The following is a 26,771-nucleotide window of genomic DNA, read 5'->3' on the forward strand; positions in this document are numbered from 1 at the left end:
CGTATCACTTCTCTTTGCGAAAATCGGTTTGAGTAGATGTTTGGTATAATGCATTCAAATACCAGCAAAACGGAATAATCATCTGAACCGTCGACAACGTATTATCTGAAAACGAGTAGATCAAAAAACCTGCAATTAAAGTTGCAAAATAAGGTTTAATAGACTTGGCAAGTGACCGGTAAATAAGAGCGAACACGATCAGTAATGAAAGCATTAAGAGCCCGCAACCGATATATCCGGTATCAAAATAAAAGCGTATATACTCGTTATGCGGTACAACAAAACCATTGAATAACGTCCCGTCGTTCGCAACCGTTACCGCGCCAAGTCCTCTGCCTGACCAAGGGTAATCATGTACTCTGTTCAAAAAATATTCCCATGCCTCCGAGCGTCCCGATAGGTCAATGCCTGTGTCGGTCTCCCGTTCGAAGGAGCGTTTTTTTAAATTGTTCCATTGCAGGGCCACCGCCCCCAGAGCAACCAAAAACGATCCGGCCAGCGGTAGCAAATAATTGACTTTTCCCTTGAGGTATTGATGGGCAATATCAAACAGATACACAGCAAACATTAATAACAATGCCAGAATCGGCCCACGTGTACCGGTGGCGATCAGGATTAAAAAGTTCAGTGCCAACACCGTGTAATAAAAGGCAGCTTGCCTAGGTTTGCGCTTGACCTCAATCAGCGAGACGGCAATTCCGAGAAAGGAGAGCATTGCCAAATGCGGCGGTATATTCGCTCCTTGTACTCTGACTGCGCCCGTAAATTCCACATCCGTAAATGAATGCAACCCTAAAACCTGCAAGCCTAATCCAATGACCACACTAATAATCGGCAACAGGCTGATCAACCGAATATGCTTTTCCGCCACATCCTTTTTCCACTGGATCAGTAAAAAAAAGAAGGGCAGTGATAGTCCCACGAACGCCTTGACGGCAATCGAGGTCGTTAACAAAGGCAGCCATGCTGAAAATCCAAATGTAATCCCCAGCATGATCACCAATGCCCAGACTGGATAGCTGAACTTGAGACGAATGCCATATACGAGCATGCAAGGCACTAGCAGAGCCAAGATGCCCAATTTGTACAATGACAATATCTCAATGCCGAACACGCCACCCTGATACAGAGAATCGACCGAGACCGCTGTGCTTAGCAAAACTGCATAGCTGATGCGCTCTGGATGATGGATAGAGACAGCCAACAAAAGCAGTAAGCATACCGCTGCAATACTGACCACAGGTTGATAGGTAGCTGCAATTCCTACAGCAAGAGCGCCTAGTAGAAAAATAAAAACATGCTGTATGGTGTTTATTCTAGAAGTCCAAGGATAGTTACTCATGTTCAATCTTTCACCCCGCAGCTGACTCGCTTTTCCGGTTGCGCAGTGTATCCAGCGTTCCGCGGATATTTTCAAGCCTGCACCGGTTCAACAGCTTCCTGCCCTCAGTACGTGCCAGCAGGGAATCCACCGTGATGTATAACACTTTGGCTGCCACTTTCGCCATCAGTATCGCGTTGCCGCGCAGACCTGCAGCCTGAGCAGCATTAGACATACCCTGACAATAGTAGCGATTCATAATCCATTCTCTCGTTAAGCGTGAAGCCGGAACAAAATGTTCTACAGCCATGTGTGGATGATACATAATCGTTCCACCATTTTTACGGATTTGCTCGAATACCCACGATTCTTCACCAGATAGTAGGATATCTCCCTTTCTGCCCAGGTGAAGCGGGAACATGACGGCGGCGAAAGCCGTTTTGCGCATAGCCATATTCGCTCCAAATGGATTCAGTCCCGCCGGATATTCACGAACGGATTTCCCCAGATCAATAATCGTGTAAGGCAGTTCAAGCGGCCCTGTCAACCAGTTCGGCCGTTCCGTCTCAAACTTAGGATCAATTTTCCCACCCATAGCCGTCAGCTCGGGATTGTTCCCAAAGGCCGACATAATCGTTTGCAGCCATGTAACACACGGAATTGCATCATCATCCAGAAAAGCAATGACGTCTGCTTTTGATAACGTAATGCCGGCATTACGAGCGGCAGACAGTCCTTGTTCGCGCTCATAATGATACCGAAGATGAATATGCTGACCATGCGCAACGGTGAATCTTTTGATCGTCGCTGCAGTGTGATCGGTGGATCGGTTATCGACCACAATGATCTCAGCCAGTGCAAGGTCTTCCAGCTTCAGTAGAGACATCAACGTTTTCTCCAGCAGGTCCGCCCGGTTATAGGTGCAAATAACGACGGACACTGCGGGACATCGCTTAAATGCATCCATCAGTAAGCATCCTTGGAGAACAGCATTTTAACGCCTGTTTTCATGATGATTTTCAGATCGAGCCACGTATTGCGAACATGAATATACTTCAAATCCATTTGCACCATTTCTTCGAAGCCTACACTGTTACGTGCGCTCACCTGCCAGTAACCCGTACATCCCGGCGTTACAATCAGACGCTGCTTGTCATAATCGGAGTATTGCTCAACCTCGCTGGGCAACGGCGGGCGCGGACCGACTAAAGTCATGTCTCCCACCAACACATTCCACAGCTGCGGAATCTCATCAATACTCGTCTTGCGTAGAAAACTGCCAATTTTCGTGATCCGAGGATCGTTTTTAATTTTGAACATGGCGCCGCTCACTTCATTCAGCTCCATCAAGTCCTTTTTCAGTTCCTCGGCATTGGACACCATTGAACGGAATTTATACATATCGAATAACTTCTCATTCTTGCCCACCCGAGTTTGCTTGAAAAACACACTTCCCTTTGGGTCTTCGAGCTTAATCAGAATGGCCACCACTGCAAACAGCGGGAGCAAGACGATTAAGCCCACGAAAGACAGCAGCATATCAAGGAGGCGTTTTGTGACCAGGTAGGACGTTTTATCCTGAATTTGTGTATTTCCGTATGGCATGTAAAACGCTTTACCTGACATGACAGCCTCGCCATCCTCCGGTAAATTTTCCATGCTCATGCTGACGTACCTCCTCTCAACCCGCTGTGGTTGCTTTCTCGGTCTTTTTCAGCCATTCATTCATGGCCTCCATAACCGGATACTTCAAATCATCGCTGGCAAGTGCAAATTCAAGAGTGGTTAAAATATATCCAAGACGTTCACCTACGTCATAACGCGTGCCTTCAAAGTCATAGGCGTATACACGTTCACTCTGATTCAGCTTTTGGATCGCATCCGTCAACTGAATTTCGCCGCCAGCTCCTTTTTCCTGAAGATCAAGATATTTGAAAATTTTTGGTGAGAACACATAACGACCCATAATAGCCAGATCGGATGGGGCTGTGCCTGGAGCCGGTTTTTCAATAAAATTATTCACTCGGTACAATCGTCCGTCCTGTTGGTCCGGTTCAATGATGCCATACCGGTTCGTGAATTCCTGTGGTACCCGCTGCACGCCAATCACAGAATTTTGTGTTTCCTCATATTGATCCATCAGCTGGCGCAGGCAAGGTTTTTGACCTGTTACGATATCGTCGCCCAACAGCACACCAAATGGCTCGTCCCCGATAAAGCGTCTTGCGCACCACACCGCATGTCCCAGACCTTTCGGTTCTTTCTGGCGAATGTAATGGATTTCCACTCCCGAAGAACGCTGTACTTCCTCCAGAAGCTTCAGCTTACCGTCCTCGAGCAGCTTTGATTCCAACTCAAATGCGTTGTCAAAGTGGTCCTCAATGGCACGTTTACCTTTACCCGTAACGATAATAATGTCCTCGATTCCAGAAGCAATCGCTTCTTCCACGATATATTGAATCGTAGGCTTATTGATAATCGGAAGCATTTCCTTAGGCATTGCTTTGGTAGCAGGGAGGAAGCGCGTTCCCAATCCTGCTGCTGGAATAATGGCCTTTTTCACTTTTTTCATCATCGCACTCATTCTCCTTGCTTCATTGAATTTGGTGTTGCTTACTTCACCTGATTCATCACAATTCCAACCAGCGTCGCGCTAGCCTGCTCCATGAGTTGCTTTGTTTTGCGTAGATCTTCCCGTTTGGTCCGGCCATGCTTGGCAACGAGAATCACACCATCCGTCAAGCCTGCAATCAGGCGAGCATCCGTATAATTCAGCGCTGGCGCCGAATCAAGTAAGATGATGTCATATTCACGTTTAAGCTCTTCCATCAGCTCTGCCATACGTTCGCTACCGAGTAAATCTGCTGCGTTATACAGACTGTCCCCACCAGGAACAACCGATAGCTCCAGTCCACCATGCCTAACGATAGATTTGGAAGAAGCCCCACCGCGCAAATAAGCCGATAGACCTCCGGTATTCTCCATTCCGAATATCTCGTGCAGCGCTGGTTTATGCAGATTGCAATCCACCAGAGCCACCTTCTTGCCTTCTTGAGCAAAGGAAACTCCGATGTTGGCGATCATTGTTGTTTTCCCCGCTCCGCTTTCCGGCGAGGTTAACAAAAGAACCGTCCCACGGTCCTTTTGCCCGATCACCTGCTGCCGGATGTATGTACGGAGGGATCGAAATGATTCCGAGATATACGATGATGGATTACTTTCTGTAATCAACATGTCATTCAATCGCAGCATATTTACGCTCCCCTACCCGTTCTTTGGAATTTCCGGCCACTCCATCGATGTCCTTCTTGCGAATGACGGGAATCGATGCAATTACAGGAATGCCGATGTCTGCATCCGCTTCTTTTTCCGTACGTAGCGTGCCGTTAATGCTTTCCAGGAACACAATCGTGCCCAGCGCAATCATCAGCGATACGAGAAAACTAATCGCAATATTCATGAGCGGATTCCCATTAATCGGGTCAGGATTGGCCTGCGGGTCCGCTTCATTTAAAATTTTTACATTATTTAATTCCATCAATCCAGGAACCGTCTGAACGAATTTCTGGGTTACTGCGTTTACAACCGCTGCGGCCTGAGGATAATTCCCTGCCTCAAACGTCAAGCCAATCACCTGACTTTTATCCGAGGATTTAATCTGCAGCTTCTCTGCCAATTTCTGTGACGTCAAATTGAACTCAGGATGAGTCGCTACCACAGCGTCCATAATTTTAGGTGAAGTGAGAATTTGCTTGTAGCTTTCCACCAAATTAAGACTTGTGTTGACGTCATTCAGATTGTTACTCCCCTGCTTGGCGGAAATATGATTAACCAGCAGTTGGCTTGAAGCGGAGTAGACTGGCTTTACGACATTGTCACTCACAATGTAAGTCGTTACGCATGAGAGAATGACAAAAATCGCAATCAGCCACAATCTTTTTTTGATTAGGACTAGATAATCCAAAATGGTTTTCTCCACAAAAATCCTCCCTCCCACACAATTTCTCTTCTTATTTTAAGTATGATCTAATTGTAACAATCCGTTGTATAGACGACATGGAACCGAACGGCACTTTCTCCCTCACTACAGAGGAAGGGGGATGTATACTTTTGGACACGGCATGGTATACTTTTGTACCATACTTTGTCGATTATGGTAAATAGAAATGAAAAAATCCTCAAAACCACCAAAGTTGGTGATTTTAAGGATTTCTCTATGCCACTTGCATATGAAACTACTGCGTAGCTTATGGGGTTAGCGCATCATCATATTGGTTGGCTCGTACTTCGCTAGACCAATCGCATTGGCATATAATGCTGCCTGCGTACGATCTGCCAGTCGCAGCTTGGCCAAGATCTGACTGACATGCTTTTTGACGGTGAACTCACTGATAAATAAACGGGATGCTATTTCACGATTGCAAGCCCCTTGCCCCAGCTCGACCAGCACTTCTTTTTCCTTTGGTGTCAGGTCGTCCGTGAGATTGCCCGCATCTTCACGTAGCTTATTTTCGAGAATAGCCGGATCATAATATTTGCGTCCTTTGTTGACAAGATGAATCGCGTAAATTAATTCCTCAGGCAAAGCCTCCTTAAGCACATAACCGTCCACAGAGGCTTCCTCCGCTTTCAGAAAATCTTCACGTGTTGCAGAAGAGGTCAGCAAAATAAATTTGCTTCTGAACCCGCGTCCGCGCGCTATCTTGATAATATCCAGACCTGATTCATCAGCTAATTTCAAATCCAGCAGCACCAAATCTGGATCCGTTTCCTCGATCACTGCAAGTGCTTCCTGTTGATTCTGGGCCTCTCCCGCGAACTGAACATTAGGCTGCATGGATATAACCGCAGCGAGTCCTTTCCGTACTAAAGGATGATCATCGACAATGACAATTTTCATGATTCGGCCTCCTGTCTACAGTTCAGGATTTGCATAATCCCTATGTATCCGATTGTTACCGCAGATTTTGTATTGCAGAATGTTCACACATTGTATTCAAGGATTTTGCAAAATCCTCATTCATAAGCATTTACCGGAATGGACAATCGGATCTGTGTTCCCTCTCCGATTCGACTTGAAATATCAAATTCGCCTCCCATCGATTGAGCTAAATATTCCATATTCATCATGCCCAGGCCCCCGCCTGCACTGACCGCCTCACCTCCTGCTACCATTCTCGCCGTCTCAAACCCTACTCCGTCGTCATGAATAGACAGTCTAATCACTTGGGGCGTCAATTTTAACTTCACATCAATTCGCTTGGCCAATCCATGACGGATTGCGTTCCCCGCCGCTTCGGAAATGATGCGGAACAAAGCCTTTTGGTACAAATACGGAAGTGAATAATGATCACCATGGATATCAAAATCAATTTGTACATGGTTCAGCTTGGAGAGTGTATGCAGATGGCTTTTCACCGTACCCAACCAAGTTGAGCCTCCGCTTTTTTTCGAGCTTAGGCTATGAATTGCCCCCTTCAGCTCTCTAACTGCTTGATTGGCCGATTGCTGAATTAAATCAATTTGCTCCTCCACCTGCTCCTTAGGCTGATGGCACCAAGTCTGCCGGAGAGAATGGGTTGCGTACACAATACCAAAAAGACTTTGTGAAACATTGTCATGCATTTCATTTGCAATCCGGTTCTGCTCATTCGTCACAATCAACTGATTCTCAATGCGCTCCAGCTCATAGCGTTCCAAAAACACAGCACTCAGCTCAGCTAAGAATATCAGTTGTTGCACAAGCCAGCGTCTTCCTGTCAAACTCTGATCCGGTCCCAGCTTGAGGCCAATCGTCGCTACAAAGCGGGTCGTCATCGGTACGGTGATCATGAGAAAGTCGCCCCATTCCGGCAGATGTCTGAAAAATGGTTCGCGCTCTTCCCTGAACTCCTCCCGGTAATTCTCCAGTTCTTCGAATAGCTGCTCCTCTTCTTCTACCGTCCAGCCTGTCTGGCTGCTTGCCGGTGCATCTTCCTCCTGACTATCCAGCCAGAAAAATGCACGGCTCTGCTTGGTTAGCTTGACAGTGTAATCCGAGATGACCTGACCCAGATTTAATGCCTCATTATGGCTGGTCGTCTCCATGATGTGATAAATCGACTTGATATGATCCATCGTCTCATTGGCTTGTTCTTTAGCCACCTTCAGTTCGTCCTTCATGACGCGAATAACCTGCATTGCCATTGTGGTTACGATCAATACCAGAAACAAATTAATGTTCTGCAGTATAAGATCCCACAAAAAATATTGACCTGGTGTAAAAAAGATATAACAAAATGTGAGCACCAAACCGATATAAGAAAGTAGGAGCGTCCAGCTGTACCTCATGGATAGATGAGCACAAGCTACCAGCATGGGAGTAATCACATACCATTTGAACGGGCTATTTATCCCTCCGGTTGGGAATAACAGCAAAATGATCCCTGCGGTTTCTAGCGCAATACTGCATTTCAATACCATATCATGAAGTCTGTATTTACGGTAAATCCAAGTAAATGCTGTAACGGATAAAAATAGAAAAACAATCAGTAATAGCTTCTGCCATACCATTAATTTAGATGTTTCGAACAGAAAAACAAGTGATGTTAAAGATAATGATACATAACGGTATAAAAAAATCATTTTGTCTTCTGCTGACTTCTTCAACTTCATCCTGTCACCCTATTCTGTGTTTTGAAGGGACGATGGGCATATTAGGTTTGTTTGCGTACTCTAAAAAAATCATAACCAATCCAAAAATAAATAACAAGACATAAACTCTTACGTAAACGGTTACATTCCAAAAAATTTGGTACTTTTTATAACATATTTACCGTTTCAGGAAAACATTTTGGGGGTAATGTCAGAATTTATGACGTTTGTCAAGGTGATAAATCACATTTTTGTAAGCCTGAAAAAAGGACTTGCTGGTACCGCCGTGACTATAACAGCGGTATTCAGCAAGTCCTTTTAGTGAATTTGGCGATCTGCTTTTTAGCCCCCGGTACGCGCCAATTCACGCATATTGGCCTCAAATGCTGCCAGTAGAGCTTCATCCCCGCTCAAACCGGTCGCCTCTTCTTTTTGAATCTGTTCAACCATACGCTTGTAATCCTTTGGAATCACCCGTACAAATTGCTGAATCGCAGTCTGCCATTCATCCAAAATACGTTGTCCCGCTTCACTACCCGTGTAAGTGACATGGCGCTGGATCAAGCCGCGCAAATCCGCTGCTTCTGCAGGATCTTCCACATCTTCTAGCAACACCATTTCCAGATTACAACGGCTCAGGAACGTCCCCTCAGGATCATAGACGTATGCAATACCTCCGGACATCCCGGCTCCAAAGTTCCGTCCGGTTCCACCCAATACAGCTACACGTCCGCCCGTCATGTATTCGCAGCCATGATCACCAACACCCTCAACAACAATACGTGCGCCGGAGTTCCGAACGGCAAAGCGCTCGCCTGCGATTCCGTTAATATAAGCTTCACCGCTGGTCGCTCCATACAAGGCTGTATTTCCGATAATAATGTTCTCTTCTGCCTTAAAGGTCGCTTTGTGAGATTTCTTTACAATAACTTTACCACCAGATAGCCCTTTACCGACATAATCATTGCTATCGCCTTCCACGCTCAGCGTGATGCCTTTCGGAATAAACGCTCCAAAGCTCTGACCTGCCGATCCAATGAAGTTAAAGCGAATCGTATCCTCAGGCAGACCTGCCGCCCCATACTTACGTGTGACCTCGCTGCCCAGAATCGTACCTACTGCCCGATTCACGTTTGTAATAGGCAAGGTACCCTCTACAGGCGTTCCGCTCTCCAGTGCCTCCGCAGCCATCGGTACAAGCTTCAGCATATCGAGTGTTTCTTCCAGTCCGTGGTTTTGACGTTGTACGCGGTAACGTACACTTCCGTCTTCCAACTCAGGAACATGCAGCAGCAAGCTCAGGTCTACACCCTTCTTCTTCCAATGCGAATCGGCGTTCACGGTATCCAGACAATCCGTACGGCCAATCATTTCCTGAATCGTGCGGAATCCCAGCTCCGCCATAATTTCACGGACATCTTCTGCGATGAAACGCATAAAATTCACCACATGGGCAGGATCACCCATATAATTTTTGCGCAGCTCCGGATTCTGCGTAGCCACACCAACCGGACAGGTGTCCATTTGGCATACCCGCATCATAATACAGCCCAACGCTACGAGTGGCGCTGTTGAGAAGCCGTATTCTTCCGCACCCAACAGGGCAGCTACTACCAAATCACGTCCAGACAGCATTTTGCCGTCTGTCTCCAGCACCACCCGGTCGCGCAGGTTGTTCAGCATGAGCGTCTGATGCGTCTCAGCCAGCCCTAGCTCCCAAGGCATACCCGCATGGCGGATGGAGCCTTGCGGGGAAGCGCCTGTACCACCGTCATAACCGCTGACCAGAATAATGTCAGCACGGCCTTTGGCTACCCCTGTAGCAATCGTGCCTACACCTACCTCTGATACCAGCTTTACGTTGATGTCAGCACGTGGATTGGCGTTTTTGAGATCGTAGATGAGCTCTGCCAAATCCTCGATAGAATAAATATCGTGATGCGGTGGTGGCGAAATCAGGCCTACTCCTGGCGTGGAACCGCGTACCTCGGCGACCCAAGGATACACCTTGCGTCCTGGCAGTTGTCCACCTTCGCCCGGCTTCGCGCCTTGCGCCATTTTGATCTGAATTTCATCGGCATTCACCAAGTAGTTCGACGTTACACCAAATCGGCCAGATGCCACCTGCTTGATCGAACTGCGACGTGAATCGCCATTAGCATCCGGGATAAAACGCGCAGGGTTCTCCCCGCCCTCACCCGTGTTGCTTTTGCCACCGATTCGATTCATTGCAATCGCCAAATCTTCATGCGCTTCTTGGCTAATGGAGCCGAAAGACATAGCCCCTGTTTTAAAGCGGCGCATAATCGATGCAGCAGATTCCACTTCATCCAGCGGCACAGGCTCACCAGCAGGCTTCAACTGAAGCATGGAACGGATCGTCAAATGTTGTTCAGATTCACCCTGTACCAGCTTGGTGTACTTCTTGTAAAGCTCGTAGTCTCCAGAGCGAACCGATTGCTGGAGCAAATGTACCGTTTGCGGGTTAAACAAATGCTCTTCTCCATCGTTGCGCCATTGGTATTCACCGCCCGAATCAAGCACCTTGTCATTGCCGTCCTTATCAGTGAAAGCACGGTTATGGTGGGCCAGCGCTTCCATCGTCACTTCCTCCAGACCAATACCGCCAATGCGGGAAGGTGTCCAGGTGAAATAACGATCAACAAAATCCTGCTTCAGACCTACAGCCTCGAAAATTTGCGCTCCACGGTACGACTGAATCGTGGAAATACCCATTTTGGACAATATTTTAACGACGCCCTTGGTTGCCGCTTTAATATAATTTTTAACTGCCTTTTCGTGTGAGATGCCGCGCAGCAAGCCCTGTTGAATCATGACATCCAGCGTTTCAAACGCCAGGTACGGATTAACCGCGCTCACACCGTAGCCCAAAAGCACCGCATAATGGTGAATATCTCTTGGCTCTCCGGATTCCAGCAAAATGCTCACACGTGTGCGTGTACCCTGCTTAATCAGATGGTGATGCAAGCTGGATACAGCTAGCAACGCCGGAATGGCTGCATTTTCCGCATCCACTCCACGGTCAGATAGAATCAGAATGTTATGACCTTTGTCAATGACACGGTCAGCTGCCTCAAACAGTCCTTCCAGCGCCTTGTATAAGCCCTCAGCACCTTCTTTTGCTTCAAAGAAGATCGGAATGGTCATGGATTTGAAGCCTGGACGGTGTACGTGACGAATTTTAGCAAACTCTTCATTAGACAACACCGGTGAATCCAACCGAATCTGGCGACAGCTTTCCGGTTCTGGGTGTAGTAAATTGCGCTCTGGTCCAATCGTCGTTGCGGTTGACGTCACTATCTCTTCGCGAATGGCGTCAATTGGCGGGTTGGTAACCTGAGCAAACATTTGTTTAAAGTAATTGTACAAACGTTGCGGACGGTCAGACAATACCGCCAGTGGAGCATCATACCCCATTGAGCCAATCGGTTCCGCACCTGTAAGTGCCATCGGCTCCAGAAGTTTGCGCAGTTCTTCAAACGTATACCCAAAAGCGAGCTGCAACTGATTTACATTTTCATGCTTCGGCTCTGGCTGCTCCAGTGCTTCAGGTAGATCATCCAGATCAATCAAATGCTCATCCAGCCACTGCTGATAGGGTTCTTCGGATGCGATACGTTCCTTTAACTCTTCATCAGAAACGATGCGGCCTTCTTGGGTATCCACCAGTAGCATACGCCCTGGACGGAGACGATCCTTATAAAGCACATTTTCAGGAGCAATATCCAATACACCCGCCTCAGATGACAGTGCGATCAGATCGTCCTTGGTCACATAGTAACGTGCAGGACGCAGGCCGTTGCGGTCAAGAATCGCCCCGATTTGGATACCGTCTGTAAACGCCATCGCAGCAGGTCCGTCCCACGGTTCCATCATGGTGCTGTGATATTCATAAAATGCCCGCTTCTTCGGATCCATGGTTTCATGCTTGTTCCAAGGCTCAGGCACCATCATCATGGCTACATGAGGAAGCGAACGGCCACTCAGATACAGAAACTCCAGCGTATTATCAAACATGGCTGTATCCGAGCCATCTGGGTTGATGACAGGTTTTACCTTCTTGATATCGTTACCAAACGCTTCACTTTCAAACTGTGCCTGACGCGCATGCATCCAGTTTACGTTGCCACGCATGGTATTAATTTCACCATTGTGAATCATAAAACGATAAGGATGCGCACGATCCCAGCTCGGGAACGTATTTGTGCTAAAACGGGAATGGACCAGCGCAATCGCCGATGTCACTCGCTCATCCTGCAAATCCAGATAAAATTTGCCTACCTGCTCGGTTGTCAACATTCCTTTGTATACAACCTTGCGACATGACAAACTTGGAATATAGAACGACTCACCATTCATATCCTCTTGGTTATAGCGAATAGCAAGCTCTGCACGTTTACGAATGACATACAGTTTCCGTTCAAAGTCCAGTTCTTCCTTCAAATCGCTACTGCGGCCGATGAACACCTGACGCACACCTGGTTTAGCTGCTTTTGCCGATTTACCCAGCATTTCGTCATAAGTTGGAACATCGCGAAAGCCCAAACAGTTTTGACCTTCGTCCATAATGATTTCTCTGAGCTTCTGCTCATGCATCTCACGAACTTTTGAATCATTGGATACAAAAAGCATGCCTACGCCATAATGTCCGGCCTTTGGCAATTTGAAGCCCAATCGCTCTGCTTCCTCTTGAAAAAACAAATGAGGAACCTGAATCATGATCCCTGCTCCGTCACCGGAGTTTGGTTCACTTCCCTGACCGCCCCGATGCTCCATGTTTACGAGCATGGTCAAAGCCTGACTTACAATATCGTGCGATGGTTTTCCCTTGATGTGGGCAACAAAGCCCATGCCGCAGGCGTCTTTTTCGAATTGGGGATCATATAGTCCCTGTTTGGGTGGTAAACCTGTCTGTCTCATGGAACGCAACCTTTCTGTTATAAAGTCATGCTGGCCTGAAATACAGGCGGCCGAATAGAAGACAGTGGCAACAAGAGGTAAATCAAAGAACAACTACGAGGAATGGGGGACAAAAACATAAAACGTATTCAAGGCGGTACGGTCCGCCGAATGCGTATGTTTTTCAATAATTATGCAATGGCTTGACTTGAAAAACACGTCGATTCCACTGATGAATCTAATTAGTTCTATCATTTTATCATTGACCTATTGTGTTAGCAATTCAAAGTTTTTATGATTGTGATAATAAATCTTTTACATTACAGCTTCAACGTATCAATGCAAGAATATATCATTTTTATGTATAAATATTCATTAAAAAGTCAGCCTTTTCTATCCCTTAAAGAATAGAAAAGGCTGACAAAGAATTCTGATGTACATACGGACCATCATGTATATTCCCGCAAAGCGATAAACCGTATTAAAATTCGAGACTTTCGCCGGGCTTCAATGCTTTCCCTTCAATACCTTCTTTATGAAGACGGTCACAGAAGCCATCTCCGTCCTGCTCTATACCGGGAAAAGTATTGTAATGCACCGGTATCACGCGGCTTGCCCGCAGCCATTTCGCTGCCAGCAAAGCATCCTCCGGTCCCATTGTATAACCATCTCCGATCGGCAATACTGCGGCATCGATGGAGTTGGTTTCTCCAATGAGACGCATATCGCCAAACAAGCCAGTATCCCCTGCATGGAAAAATGTTTTGCCTCCCATGGTCAATAAAATCCCCGCTGGCTCTCCCATGTAGATGGTTTGTCCGTTCACTGTCAAAGAGGAGCTGTGGAACGCCAGCGTAAATTTCACATGAAAACCGTCAAATTGGTGACCACCACCCAGGTTCATACCGTGAGCTTTGGTCCCCAAGGTTGAACAATATTCAGCCAGTTCCGCCACCGCGATCACGGGGCAATCATTGCGCTTGGCAATTTCAACTGCATCCCCAAAATGATCGGCGTGACCGTGTGTCAACAGCACTGCATCCACCTGAATATCTTCGGCCTGTATGGTTGCTTTAGGATTCCCCGTCAAAAAAGGATCGATAATAATCCGTTTCCCCTCTGCCTCCACCAACACAACTGAATGTCCATAATATGTGATTTTCATAACATTTACGTCTCCTTTATCACTTTCATTATTTAGGTTACTTTCCTTTACCAATTATACCTCTTTTGCATACTGGCTTCACCTGCGCACACAAAATACGCTCACAAAGCTGAACCCTGTTGTTTAGAAAGGGCTGTTATTTGTCGCTCATGGGATTTATACAAAGTGCTCATTTATAAAAGGTATGATGACCGATTGTCTTCACCTTGGTACGCGAATGATGAACCGTAAGGTCCTGGGCCAACGTAAGCGAAAGGAAAAAACAGGTGTTATCAGGCACGGCTTTATGACCATTCAAAGCAGCCGTAACTGCACGGATGCAGTCCTGGTTAGGCTGAACACGACGAAGACGCCCGTTCGCAACCGGACTAAATTGCGCTTTTTGATAAATCACTGCCTGAATCGTATCGGGAAATGAGGCTGACCGCAGCCGGTTTAAGACAACGTTGGCAACTGCCACTTTGCCTTCGTACGGTTCGCCTTCTGCTTCTGCCATCACTATTTTTTGCAGCAGGAGCAGTTCTTTAGCGGAGACAGGATAGCTCCAGGTAGACAACGCCTTGTCATCCTGAGTGAGCATTTTTGTCTTCGAAAAGTAGATGGTTGTAGGAGGGGTTAGGATTGCGGACTTGCTATGCTGGACCTCAGGCTTTTTCTTGCCTGTAACAGCGTTATTCCGAGCTTGTTCCACCTGCTTCATCTGGGAAGCGGGTAACGGAGTCGGCATGATTTCTTTCCAGCTTGGCTGCCCATGAGCAGCGACAAAGATGGGGCTTGTCCTATTTGACCCGTTATGGGTCCCCATCCTGTCGCCATATGTAGGAATCGAAGTGTTCCCTGACCAGCTCAGAGATTGCATAGGTGCATTTTTATGATTATTCTGTGTTTGCTGAACCTCAGCGTAGAGGCCTATCCCCAATATACAAACAAGCAGCACACTCAAAAGAGGTGCAAACCAACGATGTTCTTTAACGATTTCCATAATGTTCCTCCCGTTAACTTTAAGCACATTCCTCAGATATGTAACCCAAAATGCGCTTTTTGAATAACGCTGAAACACTATATCACTAAATTTGCTGATAGATCAAGGGTTTCACCTCATTAATGGGAATGTTTGAATTATTTGGTACATTGGTTTTTGCCCCATTCGTGTTGCATATAACACAAATTCCCCCACTTCCCAAGGCTCGCCGCTTCGGTCATTTGACTGCCACATAGATGCTGAAACAGGCTCCCCTCCTGTATACGAACGTGCTACGGTGATATGGGGTCGATAAGGTCGTTCCTCGGGTTTAAAACCCAGCGGCTCGGTAGCTCGAAGTATCGACTGGTGCAACTGATCCAGCGACTCTCGCTGTCCGGTCACCCCCCTCCACAGTACACGCGGAAAGTCTTCACGTCCAAAAAAGCCCGCTTCACCCATGCCAAGCGTGAACGGGCGATGCTCAGCTGCAGCATGAACTAAAGCCTGCTCAAGTTTTGGAATAACCGAGGTCTCCACATCACCCAGAAACTGAAGTGTCACGTGATAATCTCTGAAATCACTCCATTTGCGAAAAGACAAATGATTCAAATCCTGCTCCACCCAATGACGTAACTTCTTCTTGTGCTCGTCCGGGAGAGCGATCGCTGTAAAGAGCCTTTGCGATTCATCTTTCATCAACCTCTTCTCCTTTCTTATAAATATCCTGTACCTATCCCAAAAAGTAGCTGTTTGTTGGTCCCTAATCAGGGTAAAGCCACTTGTTGTTATATATAATGACACCGCGAGCTTGTTTCTACCCTTATTATGCAAATTTTCCGGCAATCTGTTATCCTTGAAGGGATGGTTCGCCAGAATATATTGGAAACTCCAAGGAATCAAACATCGAGGAGGCTATGAATCATGGGAAGCATTTTAAGTTTACATCAACTGACGGAAGATCAAAAAAAACAGGTTCGTGCAGCGGCTCCGGGCTACGAGTTGATTATTGGCAAAGCCCAGGAATTGGAGTCTGAACAAATCCGTGAGGCCGAGGTTATTCTAGGCTGGTCCAAGCATATTGCCGAGGAGGCATTACATCCAGACAGCAAGCTGAAGTGGATACAAACCTGGTCGGCTGGGATTGACAAGCTCCCGCTTACCGAACTGGAACAGCGCAACATAGCACTCACGAATACGAGTGGTGTGCATGCGATTCCAATCACAGAGCAGATCTTTGGAATGCTGCTATCGCATACCCGTTATTTACAGCAAGCGGCTCTCTTGCAGCGTCAGAAAACATGGCAGCCACCGGAAGGTCAACTGACGGAATTACGTGGCAAAACGCTATTGATTACAGGTGTTGGCGAAATTGGTCGTGAAACCGCTCGAATTGCAGAAGCCTTTGGCATGCGGGTGATCGGGGTTCGCCGTTCCGGCAAGGAAGCTCCCCATGTAGAACACATGTACACAAACGAACAATTACATGAAGCATTGGGCGTTGCGGATATTGTAGTTAATATTTTACCATTCACTGAAGAGACCCATCACTTTTTTGACGAAAAAGCATTTGCAGCGATGCGTAAAGGAGCCTTCTTCATTAATGTCGGTCGCGGCAAGACTGTTCATACAGATGCGCTGGTACGCTCGTTGGAACAAAAACATATTGCGTTTGCCGGACTGGATGTATTCGAGGAAGAACCGCTACCTGCGTCACATCAATTATGGGGCCTGGAGCATGTCCTGATTACGCCACATATTGCAGGGGATACAGACCGATATGCTGAACGAGCGGTAGATATTTTTCTTACTAATTTGAAAGCCTATGCTACTGGTCAGGAGCTGCCGCTGAATTTGGTTAACTACAAAACCCAGTATTAACAAGCTACTTACAGATCCAGATTTCCCGACTCATACCTGTCTTATATATACGGCATTGCTCCGTAATGGTCCAACCTGACTCGGATAGCAATGTTGCCATCGGCTCCGTGCTCACGATCACTGCCCGCGCGGCCAGGCGTCTCAGACTGCGCAGCATCTTTTTTTGTTCTTCAGCAGGGAGCACGGAGCACAGGTTATAGGGCATGTCCAAGATAGCCGCATCGTATGTGCCTGCGAGCATATTCATATCCCCCAGTTTCACCAGATCTTCTTCATACCCATAATGACGTAAATTTACTCGTGCCCCACGTACCGCCAACGGATTGATATCACAGCCGCGAATATTCTTGTCCATACTCAATGCCTCAATCATCACATTGCCCATACCACAACACGGGTCCAGCAGTTTCAAGGAGTCTGACTTTCCCTTAGATGCAGATCGATCATTTGCTGCCAAATTCACAAGTGCTCTAGCTACCAGAACGGGTAGGCCAGTAGAATAGTTTTGCGGCTTCTGACGACGTTCCTGCCACGATCTGTCGCTATACTCGCATATGCCCATTAGCCATCGCTCTCCTACTCGTATGACTCCTAGGATTACATCCGGTGTCTTCATTTGCGCCTGCCCCTGAATACGTGCGCCAATCCGGCGTTCTATCCCGCGCCGCTCGTCATAGTCAGCCTCATTGTCCCCTTCTTTAAGGCACAGGACCTTAAAGGTCTTTCCTTCCTCAAGCTGTAACCTGGAGGCCGCTTCGCATAGCTCTTCCAGCGTGTCCGCATCGGTGACGATATCCAGACGAAGATGGATAAACGGACTGGTCCCCGGCTCCAGCCGAAGATGGGACAACAGCATGGAACTATGCACAGGCTGCTGACCGAACAAGCATTTTAGTTCCAAAAGACACAACTCACGCTCGGTTTCATGACACGCATAGGTATATATGTAGCTTGGTTTCATTTCATCTGTATTAATTTTGTGTTTATTCATGTCAGATCTCTTTTCATTTTTTCATTTGGAATCAAGACTACAATTCACTGTCTCCGCTATCAGTTGGTAGGAATGAAGCCGCTGCTCATAATCGGGAATGGGCGTGACCAACAGAAACTCATCATTATCATATTTGACCTGCAAGCTACGCAACCGTTCGGCAATAAGCGATGGTGTTCCTACCAGCCAACTGGCCCGTATCGCCGGATCGCCTAATGAAATCTGAGCAGCCCATTGCTGCGCCAACTCATCTGTCGAGGCACATACTGCTCCTACAGCAACCATAGTACGTGGTTTGTCCATCCGTGTGGACGGCTGAAAGCTGGAGCGGTAAATACTTAGCATTTCTTCCGTATGTTGTTCACTCATAAATTGGCCGAATACATAGCCCGTTGAATACTGCGCAGCATATTCGGCACTTTTTCGATTGGTACCCAGCATCCACAGCGCTGGCGGCTGTTCTGGCATTGGACGGGCAAACACGGGGGTCTGTTCATATTCATATGAGCCTTCCAACAATGCCAATAGAGCTTCCATCTTCTGTGGCAGCTCGGTCACATGTTGAAGAAAATTGCCGCTTAGTGCCATCGAAGCATGAGGTCCCCCACCAGGGGCCCTCCCCAGGCCCAATTCGACTCTGCCCGGATAGAGAGCTGCCAGCAGATGGAACCATTCGGCGACCTTGACTGGACTATAATGTGGGAGCAAAATAGCACCCGCACCCAGTTGGATGGTCGTCGTCACCGCCCCGATATGAGACAACAGCACTTCTGGACTGGAAGAAGCCAGCCCCTCCATGTCATGATGCTCGGAGGTCCAGTAGCGTGTATATCCCCATGCTTCCGCCTGTTTCGCCAGCTTTACCGCCCATTGAACTGCTTGCTCCGGGCGATTGCCGGACAGCAGCGGTACCATATCAAGCACACCGAGATTCAACGAGTTAGTAGCTAAAGACTGAGGTTGCATATGCGCCTTTTTCTCTCCCTTCTATCCGTTCTAAACAAGTTTCTTCTACTATATAGGGTTAAATTAAAACGTTAGTCCAGGTCATAGATAGAACCTACCTTCAGGCCATATAACTCATTATAAATTTTTTCAGCAAAAGCATCGGTCATGCCTGCAATATAGTCAATGACCATATGCTCCCATGTCCAGATCGGTTTCGCCTTGGCCTGGTCGCGCTCATAGCGCTGGAGCCAGTCGCTTGGAATAATGGACTTGGATGTCTCAGGGTCCAGAAAAGCCAACCATAACCGTCTGAGCATCCATTCACTGCGTTTTTGCAGACGCTGTACGCGCAGATCGCGGATCATGGTGACCCAAGCAAAGCTTTTCAATACACTCACCGTGCGTAGCATATCCAAATCTTCGCTTTCATCCCGTACGAAGGTTACCTTTTTCCAGTTTCCATCATCAATTACACCTAAGCTGCTGACAAACAGGCTAACCCAGTATGCCTTCACTTCACGGCGGGTGCGAGAATAATCGTGTTCACACATCGGCATCTTGCCATTCCACACCTTCAAAAATTCGCTCAGCACTGCCGCTACCTTCTGCTCAATCTCAGCCAGCTGCCAGCCTTGCCAGAAGCTATCCTCCAACGTGGTAATTTTCTCCGTAATCAGACGAATCAAATATGGATCATATAAGAAATGCTCGTGTACCTCAATTTTCCCTGCCTTAATCCCATCCTCCAGATCATGCGCGGAATAAGCAATATCGTCGCAGAGATCCATGAGCTGGGCCTCCAGCGTTTTTTTTCCGTCAGGGATGCCCCAATCCTCGCGAATAGAACGTATATATTCCCACTCATGCAGGTACAACCCTTTTTTGTTCAAAATTCCTGGGTACGGGTATTTGTTGATCCCGAGCAGCACAGCGTCAGACAAATTCAAGCCATCCACATTCTCACGCTTCTCCAAAAACATAATCAGCCGGAAATTGTGTGCGTTCCCTTCAAAATGCTCATAAATTCGTCGCTCACGCGCATAGGCCTCCTGTCCACGCTTGGACTCTGGCGTGAAGCCTCCGGCGGATGATATCTTTTCTACCTTCGTCTCAATCAGTTGATCCAAGATCCCGTCCAGCACCTCTTCTCCCTTATGTCCGAACGGTGGATGGCCAAAGTCATGTGCTATCGATGCACACTCCACCACCTCAGGGTCAATAATCAGTCCTGCGTTATCAGCCTGTTCCAACTCTACCTCTGGATGACGGCGCAGCAAGCTTCGTGCTGCCTCACGCGCAATTTGCGCTACCTCCAAAGAATGTGTCAGCCGTGTGCGATAATAATCGCCTGTGCCTGCGCCAAATACTTGTGATTTCCCCTGCAATCGACGGAAAGTCGGTGAATGGATCAATCGGGAGTAATCCCGTTCATATGCTGCCCGTGAAGCGTCGCTTCGTGTCTGTTCCGCGAATTGCCGATGCTCTCTCTTGTCCTGCCATGTCATAAAGCTCACTCCCTACGTACTCAATTGGAGTGATTATACATTTTTTTCACGCCTCAGGAAAGCTCACATGAGTTTCATTTATATGTAAGCGTCAAACTAGCGCATTATCGCCTATCAAGCCAAGCCAGTGTTCAGACGATGAGTAATAAAAAAACAAGTCCAAAAAAACTTAATATAGGGTAAATAGCATAATAAAATAAAACTAGACTTTATATTTAATGGTTTTGAGTTTGATAATTTTCTACAGCGTTACTTCATAAACGCGCCCGATTGTTGAAGATTATTTATTAACTAAGACCTGTTGAATTGCCCCCTAATGCTATCATTTTAATTATGTACCTAATTATCAGGCTTGTTGTTGAGAGAGATTTTGAAAAATTAAAAACGCCTATCTAGCAAGATAGACGTAAAGTATAACAAGCTTTAAAGAGGTTGATAACTTGCCTCACGCGTTTTTACTTTCACACTAATTTTTGTAATATAATCTTTTTCCTCTTTTGCTGCAATCGAGTGCAGTAAATATTCCTCATAAATATCACCATCTAACGCCAACTGCTCCTGTTCTAAATAAGCGAGTAGCGTATTATAAGTCTCAGTCTGTGAGATTTCATCATAAGGTCCTTGATGATAAATGACCGCGTAGTGTCCAGCTGGTTTCATTCTTGCTGACGGGTCATCTAGGCGACAAAATAGGTAGCTTACGCCTTCAAACTTCTTATTTAAAAAATCTTCTTTTGTATACACAGTACCGTATGCGGCTGTACTTTTAATCCCAAGCTTTTTTAAAAATGGCGTAGTTTGCTCGTAAAGTTCCTCCATTGATAACGACGACCAATCTATTTTCTCGTCGCTATACACAACAGGTTCGGCTGGTAATTGCTTCATCAATACTTCTCCAAATGATACTTCTTCCATCTCTTTTGTCAGGGCAACCGTTCGTTCTAGGAAAAACTGAATATCTTGTAACTTTTGAATTTCCATTGCCACTTTTTCTTGCTGTTCCATTGCTAATTGTTGTAACGCTTGTACGTTAGGCGCGTCAAAATACGTTTTGAGTTCTTTAATCGGTACCTCAACTGCACGAAGCGATTGAATCGCTACAAATTGATCGAACTGCTCAAATGTGTAGTAGCGATAGCCATTATCAAAGGTGCCTGCAGGCTTAAATAAATCGATTTTATCGTAATAAAGCAGTGTATCTTTATTGATTTCAAGTAACTTGGCAAATTCACCTGTCAAATATGTTTTTTCGAATGTATTTTTCATCTCTTTTCACTTCTTTCTTTACTCTAGAGTTACTCCATACCTTACACTATTCCTTGCGAACATAACACGAAAACATAAATGAGACAAGCAATTACTAAGGTGTTGAACGCACTTAGGTTGATGAGGAAGAGTGCCCTGGGGTATATTGATCAATTAATTGAAAACTACGGGTACGCAGCGGTTTTTATATATGCCTCTAAAATCGTACATGCTATATGCTGGGGTGAGTGCTTTACTTTGGAGTCTACTATTTTTAACAATCGGACGAATATTTTAATCAGTTTAAGAGAAAGGTGTTTTAGCGATGACAAAACAAAATGAACAAATTACGATAGCCCCTGTACCGCAGGAAGAGCTAGCAATATTTAAGGAAGAATTACAAGAGGCATTTATGAAAGGGTTACAAGATAGTTTTCAAGAAGCAGAGGATCCAACAGAAATGGGACCAATCCCATCCGATGAGGATTTCGAGCATTCACTTACTGCAAAAGATTCAATTGTGCGTCAAATTGTACTAAATGGCGAAAGAATCGGTGGCATCGTATTAAAAATTAATCCCGATACACAGCGAAACGAAGTGGACTTCTTGTATACAAAGGCTAATGCACACGGCAAAGGTCTTGGTACAAAGGCATGGGAAGCGATAGAAGCAGCGTTCCCAAAGACGAAGGTTTGGGAGTTACATACACCGTATTTTGAAAAGCGGAACATCCATTTTTATGTGAATAAATGTGGCTTTAAAATTGTGGAGTTTTATCACCGAGGCAATCCAGGACCGAGTATTGAAGGAGAAGAGCCTGAATCTGATACAGATTATGAGTTTTTCCGTTTTGAAAAGGTCATGACAAAAGAAAGCAGTGAAGCGTAATGCAAGGAAAGGTCTCACAGCTTTGGGCATTGATGAATCGCAGTCAAATGGCGAAGGGGCAATTAGTCTTTTTATTTTTCATTAGTTTAGTGGAGGTAGCAGCTGGGCTTGCTGTTCCCCTGTTAACGATGAAGCTCATTAATCAAATTTCAGATGCGGGTTTTGCCGTAACATCACTCTTGCCAGTCATTGCGATTTTAATTGTGCAAGCGATGTTAAGTGCCATTGCGTTTTATCTGATGCGCCGTTTAGGTGAAAAGGTTGTCGCGAATTTAAGGACAGAAGTATGGGAACATATGCTACATTTACGTTTATCGTATTATGATGCGCATGAATCAGGCGAAACGATGAGCCGCATTACGCAGGATACAAATGTCGTGAAGGAGTTTGTGACCGAGCAGCTCGTGTCCTTTGTGTCAGGACTATTTGCGATCCTCGGTGCCGTTGTTGTTTTACTATGGATTGACTGGAAAATGACATTGCTACTCCTGATTGCTGTGCCACTGACAATTTTTGTGACGTATCCATTAGGCGAAAAAATGTATGCCATCTCAGTAGAAAATCAGGATGAGCTAGCAGGCTTTGGCGGACGATTAGGACGTATTTTATCGAATATTCGTCTTGTGAAAGCGTCGCAAACGGAGCAGCAGGAGCTAGCAGGCGGTAAAAAGCAAATTCAGCAGCTGTACAAGTACGGTTTAAAGGAAGCGAAGATTGTTGCGATTCTTTCGCCACTGATGACGCTACTCATGATGGTCGTATTGATTGCGATTTTCGGCTATGGCGGCTCACAGGTAGCAACAGGAGCAATCACTTCAGGCGAGCTTGTTGCCATTATGATTTATTTAGTGCAAATTATTATGCCATTTACACAAATGGCGACGTTCTTTACCAATTTACAAAAAACACTTGGTGCGACAGAGCGTATTGTTGAAGCACTCAATGTGAAGCGTGAAGTACAAGACGGGAAACCAGTATCTGCTACACCACTACCTATCCACTTCCAAAACGTATCGTTTAAATATAATGAAAAGTATGTATTAAATGACATGACATTTACGTTAGAACCGAATGAAACGACCGCCTTTGTCAGCCGAAGTGGTGGTGGGAAAACGACGATATTCTCCCTTATTGAACGATTTTATGACGTGACATCAGGTGCGATACTGTATGGTAACGAAAACATTGAGCAATTTAACTTAACAGAGTGGCGTGGGCTGTTTGGCTATGTAAGTCAAAATGCACCGTTATTAAATGGAACGATTCGTGACAACGTCATGTACGGGACGAATGGAGCAAGCGAACAAGAGGTACTTGCCGCATTAAAAGCAGCCTATGCCTATGATTTTGTCATGCAGCTGGACAAACGCCTCGATACAGAGGTTGGTGAAGGAGGTATTAAGCTTTCAGGTGGTCAAAAACAGCGTATTGCGATTGCTCGTGCGATTTTACGAAATCCGAGAATCTTATTACTTGATGAGGCGACATCGAACTTAGATAACGAATCAGAGCGTGAAGTGCAGCTTGCCCTTCAAGCGTTAACGAAAAACCGGATGACGATCATCATCGCCCATCGATTATCCACGATTACAAGTGCAGACCAAATCCTTGTCTTTGAAGAAGGACGCCTGTCAGGTCAAGGCACACATGAAGCATTACAAAAAACACATCCGTATTATCAACAACTTTGGCATAATGTTCGTTTGACTGAAGATTAGACTATAGGATCATTGCTTCCTTCCATTCCCATACGCTGCGAAGCAGCGGGGAGAAGGTTAGTAGCGTCTCCAGTCGGGTACGGCTCTCCTCTACCAGCGATTCCGCAGGCGGATTGAGTAAGCGATGGTGGGCTTTTAGGTAAGTCCTTCATCCTCCCACTATGGGATGGTCGTCAAGGTAGATATAAAAAGGGGTGTACGCCGCTATTCAAGTCCGCACCGAGATACGCAACGTTGGAAAGAACTATACAACAAAAGAACGAGCGTGGAACGTTGTAATTCTCGGATGAAAACCTATTTGACCGCAGATGCCATGCACATCTGGGGGATTCAAAAGGTGACCACTCACCAATACCTAAATGCCATTGTGTTGCTTGCTTCTGCGTTAGCCATGGCCCGTCCATTAAAGAAAGCTACCGCTTAAATTTTTGATTCAACAGAAATTCTGCAGGTCTGTCCATTTTTTGAATTCAAAGGAGAAACCGAGCTAAAATGCTGTTCGCTCAGGCTTAAGATACTGATGCCTAATTTTCAAAAACGGAATTATGCAAAATGCTCATGTAAAAAGGTGTCCCCCAGCCATTTGATTCAGGCCAGAGAACACCTCTTTACTCAACTTTATATACCTCACCACTTTTGCTCTAACGCTTTGCTCTTGGGTCCAAAACATCCCGCAGGCCATCCCCCATCAGATTAAAGCCCAATACGGTCAGCATGATAGATATGCCTGGGAAAATAACTGTCCACGGCGCATTTTGGATATATTGCCGCGAATCGGACAACATTTTGCCCCACTCAGGCTCAGGAGGTTGTGCACCCAAACCGAGAAATCCGAGCGCTGCTGCTTCAATGATGGCCGTTCCAATCCCCAATGTTCCCTGTACGATGATCGGTGTCAGGCTATTAGGCAGAATATAACGGAGTATGATGCGCCGATTATTAGCCCCAAGCGCCCGCGCAGAAGTAATATACTCCTCCGTTTTAACACTCAGCACCTTGGAGCGAACCAATCGCCCATACGTTGGTACATTGACAATGGCAATGGCGTATAACGCATTTTCCAACGAAGGCCCCAGAATGGCCACAATAGCAATTGCCAGCAAAATACCCGGAAATGCCAGCAAGATATCGAATAGGCGCGAAATGATCATATCAGCCCATTTTCCATAAAATCCGGCAATTAATCCTAAGGCCGTTCCTACAATCATTGAACCAATAACGGACAAGAAACCGACCCACAACGAGATTCTGGCGCCATACAGCGTACGAGTCAGCAAATCACGACCAAGATCATCGGTACCGAACCAATGCTCTGCGGAAGGAGACTGCAAGCGGCTCACCAAGTTTTGCTCTTTATAGTCAAAAGGAGCGATCCAGGGCGCGATCAAAGCAATGATGACAAAGAAGATAATAATGCCCAGACCGACTAAAGCCATCTTGTTGTGGCGAAAAGCTCTCCACGCATCTCTCCAAGGGCCTGACACGACAGGCGAATATGCCAATGGACTGCGTGTTGTCGGTATGTTATTGGGTTGCATTGAAAATTGTGACATCGGACAACCTCCCCTCTGACCAATTGACGACTTGACTACTGATAACGAATACGCCGGTCGAGAACAGCGTACAGCAAATCGACAATCAGATTAATGATGACGAACAGGAACGCAATGATTAAAATTCCGCTTTGGATAACCGGATAGTCACGCGAGCTGATCGCTTCAAAAATGTACCGTCCGATGCCAGGCCAGGCAAATATGGTCTCTGTCAGTACGGCGCCTCCCAGTAACGACCCAGTCTGAAGACCGATGACAGTAAGCACAGGGATCGCAGCATTTTTAAGCGCATGTTTGTACACGACTTGAAAAGATGCCAGCCCCTTCGCCCGAGCCGTGCGGATATAGTCCGCATCCATAACCTCCAGCATGCTGGAACGGGTAATACGCGCTATGACCGCCATTGGAATCGTCCCCAGTGCGATACTGGGCAGGATCAAATGCTTGATGACGGTCCACACCTGATCCATACGTCCACCTATGAACGCATCAATCACGGCTAGATGTGTCACAGCTTCCACCGGATCACGGGAATTCATGCGTCCGATGGAAGGGAGCCAATGCAGCTTATTAGCAAAGATCCATTGCTCCATCAAGCCTAACCAAAAAATCGGCATCGATACTCCGACCAGGGCAATGACCATGCTGACATAGTCAAACCAGGAATTTCGCTTCCAGGCACTCACGATGCCTGCATTCATACCCACAACAACGGCAAAAAACATGCTTGCTACCGTCAACTCCAGCGTAGCCGCCAGATAAGGGACCATTTCCCGGGCAATCGGCTGCCGGGTGCGAATGGAATCGCCCAAGTCCCCTCGTGCCAGTTCACTTAGATAGGTCCCATATTGCTGTAACCACGGCTTATCCAGCCCTAATTGCTCACGCAGCGCCTGTTTGGACTGTTCCGTGGCCTTGTCCCCGAGTATCGTTTCTGCCGGATCACCGGGAATAGCATGAATAATCGAAAACACGATAAGCGTCATCCCCAGCAATACGGGAATCAATATGGCCAGCCTTTTTACAATATATGAATTCATA

Annotated in this window: 21 protein-coding genes and 2 pseudogenes; 4 read left to right on the forward strand and 19 right to left on the reverse strand. The window is 46.4% G+C overall.

The genetic code is table 11. The annotated features are described in order from the left end of the window. Positions 1-4 precede the first annotated feature (4 nt). From ACU1JV_RS07640 to thpR, 12 genes are all read right to left on the reverse strand, one after another. The gene (locus ACU1JV_RS07640; protein ID WP_413985722.1) at positions 5-1,342 is read right to left on the reverse strand and encodes an O-antigen ligase family protein; all 1,338 of its coding nucleotides are present in this window, start codon (positions 1,340-1,342) and stop codon (positions 5-7) included. Positions 1,343-1,352: 10 nt separating this feature from the next. Beyond that, positions 1,353-2,288 (reverse strand): glycosyltransferase, encoded by a 936-nt coding sequence (locus ACU1JV_RS07645; RefSeq protein WP_413985721.1) that lies wholly within the window; start codon positions 2,286-2,288, stop codon positions 1,353-1,355. Next, positions 2,288-2,986: a sugar transferase gene (locus ACU1JV_RS07650; RefSeq protein ID WP_013369815.1), complete on the reverse strand. Its 699-nt coding sequence runs from the start codon at positions 2,984-2,986 to the stop codon at positions 2,288-2,290. Before ACU1JV_RS07650 ends, ACU1JV_RS07645 begins: the two co-directional genes overlap by 1 nt. 16 nt (positions 2,987-3,002) lie before the next feature. Then, complete coding sequence (galU, locus tag ACU1JV_RS07655) at positions 3,003-3,893, reverse strand: UTP--glucose-1-phosphate uridylyltransferase GalU (protein ID WP_025364257.1); 891 nt, start codon at positions 3,891-3,893, stop codon at positions 3,003-3,005. A 41-nt stretch (positions 3,894-3,934) separates the two neighbouring features. Then, on the reverse strand, positions 3,935-4,573 hold the full coding sequence (locus tag ACU1JV_RS07660; RefSeq protein ID WP_413985720.1) for a CpsD/CapB family tyrosine-protein kinase: 639 nt from the start codon (positions 4,571-4,573) through the stop codon (positions 3,935-3,937). After that, positions 4,557-5,300, reverse strand: a complete 744-nt coding sequence (locus tag ACU1JV_RS07665) for a YveK family protein (RefSeq protein ID WP_013369812.1) — start codon at positions 5,298-5,300, stop codon at positions 4,557-4,559. The genes ACU1JV_RS07660 and ACU1JV_RS07665 overlap by 17 nt, the downstream gene beginning before the upstream one ends. A gap of 276 nt (positions 5,301-5,576) precedes the next feature. After that, entirely contained in the window at positions 5,577-6,221 is a 645-nt protein-coding gene (locus ACU1JV_RS07670) for a response regulator (protein ID WP_013369811.1), read from the reverse strand. A 116-nt stretch (positions 6,222-6,337) separates the two neighbouring features. Beyond that, a complete protein-coding gene (locus tag ACU1JV_RS07675) occupies positions 6,338-7,975 on the reverse strand; it encodes a sensor histidine kinase (protein ID WP_413985719.1) in 1,638 nt (545 codons plus the stop codon). A 321-nt stretch (positions 7,976-8,296) separates the two neighbouring features. Next, a complete protein-coding gene (gene gltB, locus ACU1JV_RS07680) occupies positions 8,297-12,895 on the reverse strand; it encodes a glutamate synthase large subunit (RefSeq protein WP_413985718.1) in 4,599 nt (1,532 codons plus the stop codon). A 460-nt stretch (positions 12,896-13,355) separates the two neighbouring features. Continuing rightward, positions 13,356-14,039, reverse strand: coding sequence for a metal-dependent hydrolase (locus ACU1JV_RS07685; RefSeq protein WP_413985717.1), 684 nt, complete (start codon positions 14,037-14,039; stop codon positions 13,356-13,358). A 169-nt stretch (positions 14,040-14,208) separates the two neighbouring features. Continuing rightward, positions 14,209-15,021 carry a cell wall hydrolase gene (locus ACU1JV_RS07690; RefSeq protein ID WP_058710832.1) on the reverse strand — a complete coding sequence of 271 codons (813 nt, stop codon included), beginning with the start codon at positions 15,019-15,021 and terminating at the stop codon, positions 14,209-14,211. Between the two features lie 111 nt (positions 15,022-15,132). Next, the gene (gene thpR / locus ACU1JV_RS07695; RefSeq protein ID WP_025678637.1) at positions 15,133-15,699 is read right to left on the reverse strand and encodes an RNA 2',3'-cyclic phosphodiesterase; all 567 of its coding nucleotides are present in this window, start codon (positions 15,697-15,699) and stop codon (positions 15,133-15,135) included. 225 nt (positions 15,700-15,924) lie between these two features. Here thpR and ACU1JV_RS07700 point away from each other — a divergent pair, with 225 nt between their 5' ends. Next, a complete protein-coding gene (locus ACU1JV_RS07700) occupies positions 15,925-16,881 on the forward strand; it encodes a D-2-hydroxyacid dehydrogenase (protein WP_413985716.1) in 957 nt (318 codons plus the stop codon). Between the two features lie 4 nt (positions 16,882-16,885). Here ACU1JV_RS07700 and ACU1JV_RS07705 read toward each other — a convergent pair whose 3' ends face one another. From ACU1JV_RS07705 to ACU1JV_RS07720, 4 genes are all read right to left on the reverse strand, one after another. After that, positions 16,886-17,872 carry an RNA methyltransferase gene (locus tag ACU1JV_RS07705; RefSeq protein WP_413985715.1) on the reverse strand — a complete coding sequence of 329 codons (987 nt, stop codon included), beginning with the start codon at positions 17,870-17,872 and terminating at the stop codon, positions 16,886-16,888. 21 nt (positions 17,873-17,893) lie between these two features. Further along, positions 17,894-18,838, reverse strand: coding sequence for an MsnO8 family LLM class oxidoreductase (locus ACU1JV_RS07710; protein ID WP_013369802.1), 945 nt, complete (start codon positions 18,836-18,838; stop codon positions 17,894-17,896). 71 nt (positions 18,839-18,909) lie between these two features. Then, positions 18,910-20,325, reverse strand: a complete 1,416-nt coding sequence (locus tag ACU1JV_RS07715; RefSeq protein ID WP_413985714.1) for a deoxyguanosinetriphosphate triphosphohydrolase family protein — start codon at positions 20,323-20,325, stop codon at positions 18,910-18,912. Positions 20,326-20,748: 423 nt separating this feature from the next. Next, on the reverse strand, positions 20,749-21,591 hold the full coding sequence (locus ACU1JV_RS07720) for a MerR family transcriptional regulator (RefSeq protein WP_413985713.1): 843 nt from the start codon (positions 21,589-21,591) through the stop codon (positions 20,749-20,751). Positions 21,592-21,895: 304 nt separating this feature from the next. On the opposite strand from ACU1JV_RS07720, the gene ACU1JV_RS07725 reads away from it, so the two are divergent. Together ACU1JV_RS07725 and ACU1JV_RS07730 are read left to right on the forward strand one after the other, a co-directional pair. Next, positions 21,896-22,459, forward strand: coding sequence for a GNAT family N-acetyltransferase (locus ACU1JV_RS07725; RefSeq protein ID WP_413985712.1), 564 nt, complete (start codon positions 21,896-21,898; stop codon positions 22,457-22,459). Next, positions 22,459-24,177 carry an ABC transporter ATP-binding protein gene (locus ACU1JV_RS07730; RefSeq protein ID WP_413985711.1) on the forward strand — a complete coding sequence of 573 codons (1,719 nt, stop codon included), beginning with the start codon at positions 22,459-22,461 and terminating at the stop codon, positions 24,175-24,177. The genes ACU1JV_RS07725 and ACU1JV_RS07730 overlap by 1 nt, the downstream gene beginning before the upstream one ends. 13 nt (positions 24,178-24,190) lie before the next feature. Here ACU1JV_RS07730 and ACU1JV_RS07735 read toward each other — a convergent pair. Continuing rightward, positions 24,191-24,325 (reverse strand): annotated as a pseudogene (locus tag ACU1JV_RS07735) (ISL3 family transposase); the annotation flags it as partial. On the opposite strand from ACU1JV_RS07735, the pseudogene ACU1JV_RS07740 reads away from it, so the two are divergent. After that, positions 24,326-24,601: pseudogene (locus tag ACU1JV_RS07740) on the forward strand (transposase); the annotation flags it as partial. It abuts the pseudogene before it with no gap. Positions 24,602-24,818: 217 nt separating this feature from the next. Here ACU1JV_RS07740 and nikC read toward each other — a convergent pair. After that, the gene (gene nikC, locus ACU1JV_RS07745) at positions 24,819-25,730 is read right to left on the reverse strand and encodes a nickel transporter permease (protein WP_413985710.1); all 912 of its coding nucleotides are present in this window, start codon (positions 25,728-25,730) and stop codon (positions 24,819-24,821) included. Positions 25,731-25,765: 35 nt separating this feature from the next. After that, positions 25,766-26,770, reverse strand: coding sequence for an ABC transporter permease (locus ACU1JV_RS07750; RefSeq protein WP_013369795.1), 1,005 nt, complete (start codon positions 26,768-26,770; stop codon positions 25,766-25,768). Position 26,771 lies beyond the last annotated feature (1 nt).

The sequence above is a fragment of the Paenibacillus sp. T2-29 genome (assembly GCF_052921365.1).

Excerpts from the sequence above, each read along its gene's own strand:
- ACU1JV_RS07640 (WP_413985722.1), bottom strand. The coding sequence starts at position 1,342 with ATGAGTAACTATCCTTGGACTTCTAGAATAAACACCATACAGCATGTT.
- ACU1JV_RS07645 (WP_413985721.1), bottom strand. The coding sequence starts at position 2,288 with ATGGATGCATTTAAGCGATGTCCCGCAGTGTCCGTCGTTATTTGCACC.
- ACU1JV_RS07650 (WP_013369815.1), bottom strand. The coding sequence starts at position 2,986 with ATGAGCATGGAAAATTTACCGGAGGATGGCGAGGCTGTCATGTCAGGT.
- galU (WP_025364257.1), bottom strand. The coding sequence starts at position 3,893 with ATGAAAAAAGTGAAAAAGGCCATTATTCCAGCAGCAGGATTGGGAACG.
- ACU1JV_RS07660 (WP_413985720.1), bottom strand. The coding sequence starts at position 4,573 with ATGCTGCGATTGAATGACATGTTGATTACAGAAAGTAATCCATCATCG.
- ACU1JV_RS07670 (WP_013369811.1), bottom strand. The coding sequence starts at position 6,221 with ATGAAAATTGTCATTGTCGATGATCATCCTTTAGTACGGAAAGGACTC.
- ACU1JV_RS07675 (WP_413985719.1), bottom strand. The coding sequence starts at position 7,975 with ATGAAGTTGAAGAAGTCAGCAGAAGACAAAATGATTTTTTTATACCGT.
- gltB (WP_413985718.1), bottom strand. The coding sequence starts at position 12,895 with ATGAGACAGACAGGTTTACCACCCAAACAGGGACTATATGATCCCCAA.
- ACU1JV_RS07685 (WP_413985717.1), bottom strand. The coding sequence starts at position 14,039 with ATGAAAATCACATATTATGGACATTCAGTTGTGTTGGTGGAGGCAGAG.
- ACU1JV_RS07690 (WP_058710832.1), bottom strand. The coding sequence starts at position 15,021 with ATGGAAATCGTTAAAGAACATCGTTGGTTTGCACCTCTTTTGAGTGTG.
- thpR (WP_025678637.1), bottom strand. The coding sequence starts at position 15,699 with ATGAAAGATGAATCGCAAAGGCTCTTTACAGCGATCGCTCTCCCGGAC.
- ACU1JV_RS07700 (WP_413985716.1), top strand. The coding sequence starts at position 15,925 with ATGGGAAGCATTTTAAGTTTACATCAACTGACGGAAGATCAAAAAAAA.
- ACU1JV_RS07705 (WP_413985715.1), bottom strand. The coding sequence starts at position 17,872 with ATGAATAAACACAAAATTAATACAGATGAAATGAAACCAAGCTACATA.
- ACU1JV_RS07710 (WP_013369802.1), bottom strand. The coding sequence starts at position 18,838 with ATGCAACCTCAGTCTTTAGCTACTAACTCGTTGAATCTCGGTGTGCTT.
- ACU1JV_RS07715 (WP_413985714.1), bottom strand. The coding sequence starts at position 20,325 with ATGACATGGCAGGACAAGAGAGAGCATCGGCAATTCGCGGAACAGACA.
- ACU1JV_RS07720 (WP_413985713.1), bottom strand. The coding sequence starts at position 21,591 with ATGAAAAATACATTCGAAAAAACATATTTGACAGGTGAATTTGCCAAG.
- ACU1JV_RS07725 (WP_413985712.1), top strand. The coding sequence starts at position 21,896 with ATGACAAAACAAAATGAACAAATTACGATAGCCCCTGTACCGCAGGAA.
- ACU1JV_RS07730 (WP_413985711.1), top strand. The coding sequence starts at position 22,459 with ATGCAAGGAAAGGTCTCACAGCTTTGGGCATTGATGAATCGCAGTCAA.
- nikC (WP_413985710.1), bottom strand. The coding sequence starts at position 25,730 with ATGTCACAATTTTCAATGCAACCCAATAACATACCGACAACACGCAGT.
- ACU1JV_RS07750 (WP_013369795.1), bottom strand. The coding sequence starts at position 26,770 with ATGAATTCATATATTGTAAAAAGGCTGGCCATATTGATTCCCGTATTG.